Here is a 13,574-nt window from a genome sequence, read left to right on the forward strand (position 1 = left end):
TTTGATAGCTTTAGTATAAAAAAGGAGCGATCAATAACCCATTTCGTTTGATGACGGGAATATGACAAAGTTGTCATATTCATTTTTTAAGACTGCTTGAGAAATTGATGGAAAACATAGTGTGATCATATGAGGATTGCAATGTGAAGGGATGGCCTAGTATAGTTAAAACCTTTTTCACTAAAAATAATCCTATGCCTGTTGCCTCTCCATTTGTTCGTCCTTTTTTGCCCGTATAAAATAAATCAAAGACACGAGAAATTTCGCTAGTAGGGATTGTCTCACCACGGTTATCTATGTGCAAAATGCCGTTGTCATAATAAATATGGATAGTGCTTGCTACTTCACTGTATTTGACAGCATTATTTAGTACTTGATAAAGGACAACCTTTAACCATTTACGATCGGAGTAAATCAGAGGATCTTCTGCCATCGTTAATTTTGGGAAAACTTCTTTTGTAATAAAATAATCTTTCAAATCATTCACGACTTCTTTTACAAGCTCTTTTAAAAGAATAGGCTCAATTTTTAAATCAGTTACTAAATTTGAACTACGCTCATACGTTAATAGTTGATTGAGTGTAAATGTCAGTTTATCACATTCTTTACTAATTGTTTGCCATTGCTGTAATTCATTAGAAGTTTTGATGGACGCTGATTGAGTAAGTAATTGAATGACAGATAACGGCGTTTTCATTTGATGTGCAAAATGTGATAACACGAGATGCTTTTCCTCCGCTTGCTCCTCTAATTGTTGCTGTTGCGTTAAATGTAAATATTGCATTTGTCTTAGTTTTTCACTATAGGCTTGTTCAATTGAAGCTTGGGGCTCATACAGATGAAGGTCGTCCTTTGATAGATCATCTTTTTCTAAGTGTGTATATAGTTGTCTTCTTCGGTAATAACGGCCTACAAGCCAAAGGATAAACAGAAAGCTAACGAGAAAAATAAAATAAAAATAATGCGATGTTAAATCATCCAATGCTTGAATCATCCAGGGTAAAAGTAGGAAGCTTATACCATAAAGAATAATAATACTCATATGATCTTTAAAAAACAGCTTCATTTTCCTTCCTCCACAAGTTGATAACCTAGACCACGAATGGTTTTAATTTCAAGCTGAGAGTGGATAGCTTCGAATTTTCTACGTAGTCGACCAATGTTCACAGATAATGTGTTTTCCTCCACAAAGGTTTCATCATCCCATATAGCACTTAATAGTTTTTGGCGAGCTACAACATTTGGGTAGGCTTCGAATAATAGTTTACTGAGTTGCATTTCTTTTAATGTTAGGAGGCTCTCATTGCTACCTGTTTGGAGACGGACTGTGTCTGGGTTTAATGTAGTATTGGCTATTGTAATGGTAGATGTATCAAAGGAAGCATACTCACCATATGTACGGCGAAGTAAACCATTCACTTTTGCCATAAAGACATCTAGTGAAAATGGTTTAGTAATAAAGTCATCAGCGCCATTTTCGATACCATATACTTGATCGATATCATTGACTCTAGCTGAGACAATGATGATGGGACAAATGGAAAGCTGACGAATTTTACGTGACCAAAAATATCCATCAAAGGTTGGAAGATTAATATCCATAATGACTAAATGTGGTTGGATGTCATTAAATTCTTCTATGATGTGCTGAAACCGTTGTACTGTATGGCATTCAAACTGGTATTTCGATAAATGTTCGACAATTAGTGATGCTATATTGCTATCGTCCTCTACTATGTATATCTTGTACATTTCTATCAACCCTTCCTTCGTTCTTTTCTTTATAATGTACCCTTTTCCCATAAATCTATAGAAGAATTGTACCTTGGAACATCAAATAAGAGCTACCACAAACTTAGTTTGAAGCTATTTTTAGATAAATCACCTGTTAGACCTTTAGGATTATAAAGAATACTTTAAGTGTGAATATAAAGAACTAAGTACCGTGTATGCATTCTTTGAATTCAAGCGCTTTACTCAATGAAGTAAAAAATACCCAGCTGTTAAGTTTTCTTTAAGAAGTATGACGTATGATGATTGAATAGATATATTAAAGTTTAAGTTAAAACATAGATAAGATTTAACGAAAAAATCATCTCAATGGGAGAAATGATCTATTGTGGGTAAATTCAAGTTAAAGTTATCATTTCTTATTGTTTGTATGACAATAATGGTTGTACTGGCGACATCTAGTGTTAGTATTTGGAGTAGCTATCAAAGTTTTAATGAAATTTTGATGGAAAATAATTATGTTATGAAAGATAAATACGTAAAGGGATCTTCGGCAATTGAAGGCAGCTATCTAGAGGACTCGGTCCATGAAGATATTGCATTAGAACCATCTATGGAACAAGTTGCTGCAAATGAAAAGGCTATTCCTTTGAGCCTGTTTTTTAAAAAGGTTATTGTCCCTATCGTTTTAGTCATTGCTGTAATATTGGTGCTCGCTATATGGCTAGCATTAAAAATAGTACGCCCCCTAAATGAGCTTTCGACCATGATAGAAGTTGGCGAAAACGGGCAGGGGAACGAACATATTGTTGATTGGTATTATGAAGCAAAGTTGCTGAAAAAAAACGTACAAAATATGATGATTTGCGCAGAAAGTAAAATTACTGATTTAACGGATCAATTAAATTTAGACTCATTAACAGGTATTCCGAATCGCAGAATAATGGATCAAACTCTCCATGAATTAATTATTAATAAAGTTCCGCATGCAGTCATTTTAATTGATCTAGATGATTTTAAAAGTATAAACGATACGTATGGTCATACCGTAGGGGATGAGGTATTAAAAGCTTTTGCTCATCATATGCAGCTCAATATAGAGGAGCAAGGTATGTGCTTCAGATATGGTGGAGAAGAGTTTATGATTATTTTGCCTTCAAGGAGTATAGATGAAGCGGTGGAACTTGCAGAAAGGTTGCGGGTTAAACAGGCCTTACAGGAAACTGCGTGTGGTAGACCCGTTACAATGTCCGCCGGAATTACTGCTTTTACACCAAATGTACAGAGCCCAAATCAATTGATAGAAATTGCAGATCATGCTCTGTATAAAGCAAAACAGTCGGGAAGAAATTGTTTATGTGTAGTACGGAATATGAGACAAATGATTATTAAATCATGAGTAAAAGCATGCTGGCTTTCTACACTAGCATGCTTTTTTGTCGTCACTCTTGTTCGGCAATGGTTTGAAAAAGAGTTGTTGTTTCCTGCATAGGCAAAACATTTAACTCAGACAATAGAGTACGTTTAAAAGAACGGTAAATTTTTATAGCCTCTGCTCGGTTCCCAATATTAGCATAGTGCTTGATTAATTGCTGGACAGCTTGATCAGAATATGGATTTAACTCTAAAGCTATAAGTAACGAACGTTCTAGATAATTGACATCCTGAACTTGTTCATAATAATGGGCTAGTTCATTCAGTAATTGAGTAAATAATTTATTCATCAAATTTGCTTTACTAGCTATCCATGGGTGGGCCATCGTAGCCATAAATTCTCCACGATAATCTTGAAGAAGTGCTTCAGCCCTTTCGATATCCAATTTTCCAGTTTGTTCTTTTTTATTCAAAATAATCTCTAAATCATTAGCGTCACTTTGTATATGGTCTAATGTTAAAATATAACATCCGTTCGTATATTCGATTACCTTTAAAAAGCCATATGCTGAAAGGGAGGAGCGAAGGTATGAGACAGTGGTATGTAGTTGAACCTTCGCTTTATTAAAATCCGTATAACGCCACAGATTATCAATAATAGTGTCACGAGGCACAGGGGTATTAAGATGTAAAAACAGTAATGCAAACAATTCTTTCGTTTTAATAGTCCGCCAATGAAGTGGTTTTCCTTCATAGGAAACAACAAATTCTCCGAAGCATTGTATTTTTAGCAATGGCTCTGAATGAGATAGTGTTGGCAATGACATTATTTTTGGCTGAAGAAGTTCTTCAATCCTATGAATAGTCGTCGCTAAGCGAGATGTTGAAACAGGCTTTAACAGGTAATCAATTGAATGTAGTTCAAAGGCTTGGACAGCATAGTCTCGATAGGCAGTAACAAAAACAATATAGATGCTCTCATTCCACGATTTTAATAATTCTGCAATGTCTAATCCATTCATACTTGGCATTTCAACATCTAAAAATGCTACTTGAAAGTCCAAAATCGGCCCCTCTATAAGGAGATCTTTTACAGATGTAAAAGTTTTAATAACCTCAATCCTATCAAATTTTTGCAAGTGTTTTTCCATACGAACAAGTGCTAAAGGCTCATCGTCCATCAATATCGCCCGAATTAAAATAAAAACACGACCTTTCATTTCAGTCTAGAGGTTATTAGATTGAGATATCTATCCTTTATATGGATGTGTTGGCCTTGCTGCTGAGGTAAATTGTTTAGTAATTGTATGCAGCAGACGTATTTAGTTTCCATGCTTGTTGCCCACGCGTATCTTCACGATTTGCAAAAGTTTTGGATTAATTCTCAAATTTTCATGTTATCTTTTTCTTCTTTTATGGCCTTTAAATAGTAAATATCTAATATAAAAAATACTAGTCTAAACGATGGTTTTTTTCCATCTAATTGGACAATTTTCTAAAAAAATAATCGAAATTGTATAATTTTCCGTTTTTATAGTAATAATTCCTAATATCAGGCAGACAGTCCTGAGTTATTAATTTGCAAGCTTATTGTTGCTTACATACTAGATTATTTGACTCTAGCGTGCTATCAGCAGACTTGCAAAAAATAATAAAATATTGGAGGTATTACTAAACATGAAGAAGAAAGCTTTAGCTTTAGCAGTAACATTGACCGTTGGTTTGAGCCTATATGCCAGTCCTTCCTCTGCGAAAGACAATTCCGGCAATATTCTATGGGCACTCCCTCAAATTTATAATTTAACCGTTGGAGAGTTTCAACAATTGGCAGAAATGGATTCTTTTTGGTTTTATCCAGAGCAAGATTTAGTGAAGGACACATCCAATACAGAAAAAACATTGGAAGATGAATATGTCATTAAAGGCGGTGACACATTATTTTCAATCGCACGTAAAAACGATATAACAGTAGATGAATTAAAAGCATGGAATCACCTTGCTACAGATTTGATTTTTGCTGGTGAATCTTTAGCTATAAAAGCTTCCGCAGCTAAACCAAAACCTAAAACATCCGAAGCAGCTACAACAAGGGTTGCTTCAACAGCAAAAACAAAACCTGCGAGCGCTCCGTCAAGTGGATCTGGTAGAACGTTAACAATGCGTGCTACTGCCTATACAGCCTATTGTGAAGGATGTTCAGGAATTACTGCGAATGGAACGGATATTCGATCCAATCCAAACTTAAAGGTAATTGCGGTTGATCCTCGTGTCATCCCGCTTGGTTCAAAGGTATGGGTTGAAGGGTATGGTGAAGCGATTGCAGCTGACACAGGCGGAGCTATTAAGGGCAATAAAATTGATGTCTTTATTCCTACCGAGGGGCAAGCTCTTCAATGGGGCGTCAAAACAGTAACCGTTAAGATTTTAGACTAAATCATGAAGGGATTTCTCGTTGGAGAGGTCCCTTTTGTTCATGTAATAACCTCCGTAAAATCAATAAGAAGTGAATAAGTATTGATTAACTTGGAAACCATCAGAAATAGAGGAGGTATTTCATGAAAAAAATAAGCTTAATTAGCCTTTCTTTATTAGTTTTAGTTGGTGGTTGTAGTCTCTTTGATAAGAAAGAAGAAAAAGTACAAGTTAATGCGTCATCCCCCTTAACAGCTACTGCAAAAGTAATTGGTGCAAATAACGAAAGTTATGGGAATGCGTATTTTCAGGAAGAAGATAATGGTGTTATGATGACACTGGCATTATCAGGTCTACCACCAGGTACACATGGAATTCATATTCATGAAGTAGGGAAGTGTGAGCCCCCTAAGTTTGAATCGGCTGGTGCGCACTTTAATCCGACCAAAAAAGAGCATGGTAAGTTAAATCCAAATGGTTATCATTTAGGGGATTTACCAAATTTAGAGGTTGATGACGATGGCAATGTTGATTTGAATTTCTTAGCAGAAGGGCTAACATTACAAAAAGATCAACCAAATTCTTTGTTAGACAGTGACGGAAGTTCAATTGTTATTCATGAATCAGCAGATGACTATAAAACAGATCCAGCAGGTAATTCTGGTGCAAGAATTGCTTGTGGCGTTATTCAATAGAAGAGTAACTGTATCCAATCATCATTGGATGCAGTTTTTTTAGTTCTCATAATTTATATGCATTTTTTATACGGTTTTGAATTTAGAAATTAAATGTTTTTTATAGATAAATAAAGGTTAATTAAATAATACACTATTTTTGAAAATTAGTAGTAATCATCAACGGTTGTATAAATATAATATTCAGAATTTACTATAAACTAATTGACATAATAATACCAAATTTGATAATTTTAAGTAGAATGTCTTAAATATTATACAGAGGGGGAAAATACTATGAAAAAGAAACAATTTAAATGGTTGTTATTAGTAAGTGCGTTTGCACTAATGATTTTAGCAGCATGTGGGTCAGATGGTGGAAGTGGCTCTAAGGATACGAACGAGAACGCTTCGGAGTCTTCTGAAAAGCCCAAATTTTTAAGCTTATTAACAGGTGGAACACAAGGTACTTACTATGCACTTGGCGGTACATTTGCTGATTTAATTACGACGGAAACAGATATTAAAACAACTGCTGAGGTGTCTCAGGCATCTGCTGCTAATATGACTGCTTTGCAAGAAGGTAAAGGAGAAATTGCATTTGTTCAAACGGATATTGCTTACTATGCTACGGAAGGAAAGTTAATGTTCGATGGAAAGAAAATTGATACAATTTCAGCTTTAGGTGCCCTTTATCCTGAAACAGTACAATTAGTTACTACAGAAGCAACAGGTATTAAGACTTATGCGGATTTAAAAGGGAAAAAGGTGTCTGTAGGGGCGCCTGGTTCAGGTACTTATGCGAATGCCGAGCAATTACTGGAGATTCATGGCTTAACGATGGATGATATCAAGGCTCAAAATTTAGATTTTGGGGAGTCAACGGATGGTCTTCAATCAGGTCAAATTGATGCGGCATTTATTACTGCAGGTACGCCAACAGGTGCAGTTGAAGCGTTAAATGCTACAACGAAAGTAAATATTGTTGGTGTAGATGCAGGTAAAGCAGATGAATTAATTGCTAAATATCCTTATTATGCAAAGGAAACAGTAAAAGCAGGCACTTATGGAATTGCACAAGATACAGAAACAGTTTCAGTTCTTGCTATGCTAGCAGTGAAAAAGGAACTACCAAAGGATGTTGTCTATGCTATGACAAAAGCTATTTATGATAATACTGATAAAATCTCTCATGATAAAGGTAGATTTATAAAAGCCGAAACAGGTTTAGATGGAATTAGTATTGATATTCATCCAGGTGCTCAAAAATATTTTGATGAGAAAAAATAGTCAAAACTATTACTAAAATATGAAGGGGCTCGGATTGCGTAAAGCTTCGAGTCTTTTTCCTACTATACGGTGTGAGTATAGGCGAGTAGCTTTTAAAGTAGGGAGAAGGATGAAATGCAACAGGGGAAAGTTAGTATTGCAGTCGTTTTAGTAATCTTCTGCTTAATGATTGTAGTTATTCTTCCATTTCAAAAGGTATTCAGCTTTACAGAAACGCGCATGGCAAATCCAAGAGTGCACTACATACCAATTACTGAAAGTGAAAAATTTCAATTTAGATATACCCATTCCATACATAATTCAGATGTATACGAATCCTATCAATATGTAAAGGGAAATCACATTCAGATGTTAGAGATGGAATATGAGGATTTAGCAATAGGTATGCCAGGCTATGCCGAGGAGGGCCAAACATTTATAGAAAGAGACGGCAAATATGTTCTTCAATTTGATGATCATCGTGTCATTGACAATTTTACCATTTTAATTGGCGATTTGGATTTAGATCTGGTATTCAACTACGAAGATGTGGAATATGATTTAAAAAAAGATTTACAAAGGGGAAAATCCTATTTATTTGAAATAAGGAAACTATCGCTATATGAACAGTGGAAAGGAGTAAGGATGAAATGACAACACAGGAAAAAGCAAAAAAAGAAAGAGTAGAAGAATTCGAGCAAATTTCTGCTGAAGAGCAACAAGCTATACTAGAAAAATATGATATTGAATCCAACGTAAGAACTGTAACCGGAATTATGAGGCACATCATTTTCTATGGTCTTTTAGCATTCTCTTTGTTTCAACTTTATACAGCCATTTTTGGGCAATTCCCAGCACAAATCCAGCGTACCATCCATTTGGGCTTTGGATTGACACTTATTTTTCTACTATTTCCCGCTCGTAAAAAAGCACCAAAGCACAAAATTGCATGGTTTGATTATTTATTGGCTTTGCTTTCGGTAGGGGTAGGATCGTACTGGTCTATGAACTATACTGAGCTCGTGAATCGCAATGGCTCCATAACACAAATGGATTTTATTGTAGGTCTTATTGCTGTTGTATTAGTACTTGAGGCTGCTCGTCGCGCTGTCGGGTTACCGATTACGATTATTGCAGCTTGTTTTTTAATCTATGCTTACTATGGTCCGTATTTTCCAGCATTTATGGCACATAGAGGGCAAGATTTAGAAAGTATTGTAAACCTTATGTATTTTACAACAGATGGGATATTCGGCACACCGATTAGCGTGTCAGCCACTTTTATATTTGTATTTTTACTCTTTGGAGCTTTTCTAGTAAAAACGGGGGTCGGTCAGTACTTTAATGACCTAGCCGTTTCATTGGCAGGTAAATTAATAGGTGGCCCAGCAAAAGTAGCAGTCTTTTCAAGTGCTCTACAAGGTACCATTTCGGGAAGCTCTGTAGCCAATGTCGTAACATCAGGTTCCTATACGATTCCGATGATGAAAAAACTAGGCTATCGTAAAGAATTTGCAGGTGCAGTTGAAGCGGCAGCGTCAACTGGTGGTCAGCTAATGCCACCAATTATGGGAGCAGCGGCTTTTCTAATGGTAGAGTTTATTGGTCGTGGCATTACCTATTGGGATATAGCGAAGGCGGCAGCTATTCCAGCACTTCTATACTTTACAGGTATTTGGATTATGACGCACTTTGAAGCAAAACGAGTTGGTTTAAAAGGTCTTAGAGACGATCAAATGCCTAATCGAAAGGAAGTATTTAAGAAAGTCTATCTTCTATTACCTATTATTGCCATTATCGTGCTAATGTTGACGGGGACACCTGTTATGCATGCAGCGTTGTACGGAATCATTATTTCGATTGCGGTTGCAATGTTTAATAAGGAGACACGCCTTAAACCGATAGACGTGATAGAGGCATTGGTGGAAGGTGCTCGCACTGCGTTAGGTGTAGTGGCAGCAACAGCTTGTGCAGGGATTATTGTAGGGGTAGTTGTAAAAACAGGACTTGGTTTAAGTTTAGCCAATAGTTTAGTAGCTTTGGCTGGTGGTAGTATTATTTTGACATTGATTTTTGTGATGATTGCCTCTCTTATACTTGGTATGGGTGCACCAACTACCGCAAATTATGTGATTACATCGACGATCGCAGCTCCAGCGATTGTAGCATTATTATCGCCGAATACACCGCAGGAGTTAGTACCAGTAGTTGTATTACTATCAGCTCACTTCTTTGTGTTCTATTTTGGTATTATTGCAGACATTACACCACCTGTAGCGTTAGCAGCCTTTGCAGCATCAGGTATTTCAGGTGGCGATCCTATTAAAACAGGTGTGAATTCAGCAAAGCTTGCTATTGCGGCATTTATTATACCGTATATGATTGTCTTTTCACCGTCTTTACTAATGATTGATACGACAGTATCACAGATAATATGGGTTGTATTTACTGCTATTACAGGAATGGTTGCCATCGGTTCGGGTGTTATTGGTTATTGGTATCGTAAATTGTATTGGTTTGAAAGAATAATTGTTATAGCTGCTGGTTTATTACTTATTTATCCAGAGAAATTCTCGGATTGGGTAGGTTTAGGCATCTTTATTATCATGTTCGTGATTCAAGTATTATCACATAAAAAAGGTACTCACAATGATCATACAAATGACAAAACGAGTGTGACGGTATCGTAAATTTTTGATTTACTACAATAGTAGTCTGCTCTATTAATAGCTGGCCCATGATTTCAGTCAGGTGTTAATGGGCAGACTATTTGGCATCTAAAGGAAGAATTTGTAACTCGATTGTTCTAAAATTGAGATTAATTTTATATTTATAATGCATAATGAATATAATTTATTGCATTTCATCGAAAAACTATTGTATAATTCTTTTATCAGAAAATTCAATTAAATAAAAGAGGGGTGATACAATGGGTAAATTGTTAAATTCAAAATTTGAGACATACTTAATGGATCAAGAATTTGACCGTAAGGAAGAGGAAGAAAAAAATGAGGAATCATTAGCAATTGTGCAATATGAGGAATATCCAGAAGGTTTTTTTACAAGTTTATAATGAATACTGGATGGGCTATGTTGAAAGAGATAATAACTTTTAACATAGTCCATTTTTTTGTGTCATTGCAATTTCAAGTGGCATATAAATTTATTAAGACACTTCATATTAATGGGTCTTACTGCGTATATACTTTTATAAAATAGATTCATGTATAATGAGAAACAAAAATGCGTATAGAGGTGTCGTTATGTCAAAAGCTATAACATTAGAAGAAACAATGTATCAATGGTTTGAACATTTTCACAAATACCCTGAAGTGAGCTGGAAGGAGTTCGAGACGACAAAAAAATTAGCGTCAATCTTAGACGAATTGAATGTTACTTATCGTTTGCTTGGGGATGTTCCTGGATTAATTGCAGAAATTGGAGCAGGTGAAGAAGTTGTTGCGGTACGTGCTGATATTGATGCTTTATGGCAAGAAGTGGATGGGAAATGGCAGGCGAATCATTCTTGTGGTCATGATGCTAATATGACTATGGTGCTTGGGGCATTATTACTACTTAAAGATCAACCATTGCAACATCGCGTCCGTTTTATTTTCCAGCCTGCCGAGGAATTAGGGAATGGTGCATGTGCTGCTTTTGATCGAGGAGCTGTTGAGGGGGTATCACATTTATTTGGTGTACATTTAAGACCTATTGAAGAGCTACCGCTTGGTAAAGTTTCACCAGCTATTCATCATGGTGCTGCCTATTTCCTAGATGGGACTATTCAGGGAATCGACGCTCATGGGGCGAGACCACACCAAGGGAAAAATGCTATTGATGTCATTATGGCTGTTCAACAAATGTTAAACAGTATTCATCTATCGCCTTTTGAGCCACATTCTGCAAAGTTAACAAAAATTATAGCGGATGGCGGTAGTACAAATATTATTCCAGGGAATGCTAGTTTCTCGATGGACATTCGAGCACAGCATAATCAACAACTTGAATTACTTCGTAACAAAATTGAGCATGGCTTAAAATCAATTCAGCAACAATTTGAAATTGATATGGATTGGAAATGGCTTGATTTCACACCAGGTGCGGAGGTTTCAACAATTGCTGCAAAAATGGCGAAAGAGGCAATTGTTCAAGCATTGGGCGAGGAATATTTAGCGGATGAAATAACGACTCCAGGCAGTGATGATTTCCATTTTTATACGGTGAAGAAGCCAGAATTAAAAGCGGCAATGATTGGAATTGGGGCAAACTTAACACCAGGATTACACCATCCTAAAATGACATTTGATCGTAGCGCATTAATTGATGCTGCCAAAGTACTTGCCTGCGTATTAGAAAAAAAACCTGAATAAAAAAATATTTTTTTAGCTATATGAAAAATGCAATAATTTTTTCATATAGCTTTTTTTGCATGAACATTTCTTGAAATGTATGGATATTCAAGGGTTTGCGGAGCTTTTTATTGCTACTTGAAAGCGTTTTATTGCCCTAAAACAAAGGGATTTGCTAGAGAGGCATAATTTTTTTGCGTTGACTTTTAATTTTTTGAATATTAAGCTAAAAAACGTAAAAAATTATTTGCGTCGTTGAAAAACCGAAAAGGGATTTGGTGCAAAAAAAGGGGATGGAAAAATGAAAAAGGATATAAATGCGGGCTGGGCACTACTAACTTTTGCAATTATGATTATTACAATGTTGATTACAGTAGTTGTTTTAGAGCAAAGTCCTCACGTACCTCTTCTTGTCGGCACAACTGTAGCAGCAATTGTTGCCAAAATGCATGGATACAAATGGTCGGAAATTGAAGAAATGATGTATAAGGGGATACGTTTGGCATTACCTGCCATTGTCATTATTATTTTGGTAGGTTTGACAATTGGAGCATGGATTGGCGGCGGGGTCGTAGCAACGATGATTTTCTATGGCTTAAAGCTAATATCTCCAGCGTGGTTTTTAGTGACAATTATGCTCTTATGTTCGATCGTGTCATTAGCTATTGGTAGTTCGTGGTCGACGATGGCGACAATCGGTGTCGCAGGCATGGGTATTGGTTTAAGTATGGGTATTCCAGCAGCTATGATTGCCGGTGCGGTTATTTCAGGTTCTTACTTTGGAGATAAAATGTCACCATTATCAGATACAACGAATCTGGCAGCTGGTTTAACAGGGACAAATTTATTTGAACATATTAAGCATATGCTTTATACAACGATTCCAGCGTTAATTATTTCACTTGTTGTTTTCGGATTTTTGGGTAGAAAATTTGCAGATGTTTCGATGAAATCAGAAGAAATTTTAACAACGTTAAAAGTAATGGAAGAGAGCTTTGTTATTTCTCCTTTACTATTACTTGTACCAGTGGGTGTTATTGTTTTAGTAGCTAAGAAAGTACCAGCAATCCCAGCTTTAATTATTGGGATCGTATCAGGTTTCTTACTACAAATTTTTGTACAAGGCGGTTCGGCTGCAAGTGCTGTACAAGCATTACAAGCCGGATTTGAAATCTCGACAGGCAATCACATGGTAGATGATTTATTTAACCGTGGTGGTTTAGATTCTATGATGAATACGGTTTCAATGACCATTGTGGCAATGACTTTTGGTGGTATTTTAGAGTATTCAGGGATGTTGAAAGCTCTTATGAATGTAATTATGAAGTTTGCTAAATCTACGGGGAGTCTTATTGCTTCAACAATTGCAGCGTGTGTCACAACGAATGCAACGTGTTCAGAGCAATACATTTCAATTGTAGTCCCTTCACGTATGTTTGCAGGTGTCTATCAACAACGAGGTCTACATTCTAAAAATCTATCTCGTGCTTTAGAGGATGGGGGAACATTAACATCTGTTTTCTTCCCATGGAATACTTGTGGTGTGTTTATTTTAGCGACATTGGGTGTAGGCGCTATGGAGTACGCACCATATGCCATTCTTAATTTCATGGTACCTATTATTTCCATTATCTATGGATATATTGGATTTGCTATTGTTAAACTAACGCCAGAAGAAATGGCAGAAGCAGAGAAACGTAAGAAGGAACAAGAAACGGAAAATGCTGATAATATGGTAATGGTTGATTAATCATATGAATTC

Annotated in this window: 12 protein-coding genes; 9 read left to right on the forward strand and 3 right to left on the reverse strand. The window is 36.1% G+C overall.

The window, feature by feature from the left end:
- Window positions 1-79 precede the first annotated feature (79 nt).
- On the reverse strand, window positions 80-1,066 hold the full coding sequence (locus B3D94_RS07115) for a sensor histidine kinase (protein WP_291756067.1): 987 nt from the start codon (window positions 1,064-1,066) through the stop codon (window positions 80-82).
- Entirely contained in the window at window positions 1,063-1,752 is a 690-nt protein-coding gene (locus tag B3D94_RS07120) for a response regulator transcription factor (RefSeq protein ID WP_291756070.1), read from the reverse strand. Before B3D94_RS07120 ends, B3D94_RS07115 begins: the two co-directional genes overlap by 4 nt.
- A gap of 367 nt (window positions 1,753-2,119) precedes the next feature.
- Between B3D94_RS07120 and B3D94_RS07125 the strand changes: the two genes are divergently transcribed.
- The gene (locus B3D94_RS07125) at window positions 2,120-3,130 is read left to right on the forward strand and encodes a GGDEF domain-containing protein (RefSeq protein WP_291756072.1); all 1,011 of its coding nucleotides are present in this window, start codon (window positions 2,120-2,122) and stop codon (window positions 3,128-3,130) included.
- Window positions 3,131-3,173: 43 nt separating this feature from the next.
- On the opposite strand, the gene B3D94_RS07130 is transcribed toward B3D94_RS07125, so the two are convergent.
- Window positions 3,174-4,286, reverse strand: a complete 1,113-nt coding sequence (locus tag B3D94_RS07130) for a response regulator (protein ID WP_291756074.1) — start codon at window positions 4,284-4,286, stop codon at window positions 3,174-3,176.
- Window positions 4,287-4,782: 496 nt separating this feature from the next.
- Here B3D94_RS07130 and B3D94_RS07135 point away from each other — a divergent pair, with 496 nt between their 5' ends.
- The 8 genes from B3D94_RS07135 (at window position 4,783) to nhaC (ending at window position 13,562) form a co-directional block, all read left to right on the forward strand.
- Window positions 4,783-5,538, forward strand: a complete 756-nt coding sequence (locus B3D94_RS07135; RefSeq protein ID WP_193830778.1) for a 3D domain-containing protein — start codon at window positions 4,783-4,785, stop codon at window positions 5,536-5,538.
- Window positions 5,539-5,660: 122 nt separating this feature from the next.
- A complete protein-coding gene (locus B3D94_RS07140) occupies window positions 5,661-6,212 on the forward strand; it encodes a superoxide dismutase family protein (RefSeq protein ID WP_291756079.1) in 552 nt (183 codons plus the stop codon).
- Between the two features lie 276 nt (window positions 6,213-6,488).
- Complete coding sequence (locus B3D94_RS07145) at window positions 6,489-7,481, forward strand: TAXI family TRAP transporter solute-binding subunit (RefSeq protein WP_291756082.1); 993 nt, start codon at window positions 6,489-6,491, stop codon at window positions 7,479-7,481.
- 114 nt (window positions 7,482-7,595) lie between these two features.
- The gene (locus tag B3D94_RS07150) at window positions 7,596-8,114 is read left to right on the forward strand and encodes a DUF1850 domain-containing protein (RefSeq protein ID WP_069479850.1); all 519 of its coding nucleotides are present in this window, start codon (window positions 7,596-7,598) and stop codon (window positions 8,112-8,114) included.
- Complete coding sequence (locus tag B3D94_RS07155; protein ID WP_291756085.1) at window positions 8,111-10,150, forward strand: TRAP transporter permease; 2,040 nt, start codon at window positions 8,111-8,113, stop codon at window positions 10,148-10,150. Before B3D94_RS07150 ends, B3D94_RS07155 begins: the two co-directional genes overlap by 4 nt.
- 239 nt (window positions 10,151-10,389) lie before the next feature.
- Window positions 10,390-10,533: a hypothetical protein gene (locus B3D94_RS07160; RefSeq protein WP_175422972.1), complete on the forward strand. Its 144-nt coding sequence runs from the start codon at window positions 10,390-10,392 to the stop codon at window positions 10,531-10,533.
- Window positions 10,534-10,723: 190 nt separating this feature from the next.
- Window positions 10,724-11,833 carry an amidohydrolase gene (locus B3D94_RS07165; RefSeq protein ID WP_069479852.1) on the forward strand — a complete coding sequence of 370 codons (1,110 nt, stop codon included), beginning with the start codon at window positions 10,724-10,726 and terminating at the stop codon, window positions 11,831-11,833.
- 280 nt (window positions 11,834-12,113) lie between these two features.
- Complete coding sequence (nhaC, locus tag B3D94_RS07170) at window positions 12,114-13,562, forward strand: Na+/H+ antiporter NhaC (RefSeq protein ID WP_069479853.1); 1,449 nt, start codon at window positions 12,114-12,116, stop codon at window positions 13,560-13,562.
- The last annotated feature ends 12 nt before the right edge of the window (window positions 13,563-13,574 follow it).

Source organism: Lysinibacillus sp. UBA5990 (assembly GCF_002429815.1).
Classification (GTDB): domain Bacteria; phylum Bacillota; class Bacilli; order Bacillales_A; family Planococcaceae; genus Lysinibacillus; species Lysinibacillus fusiformis.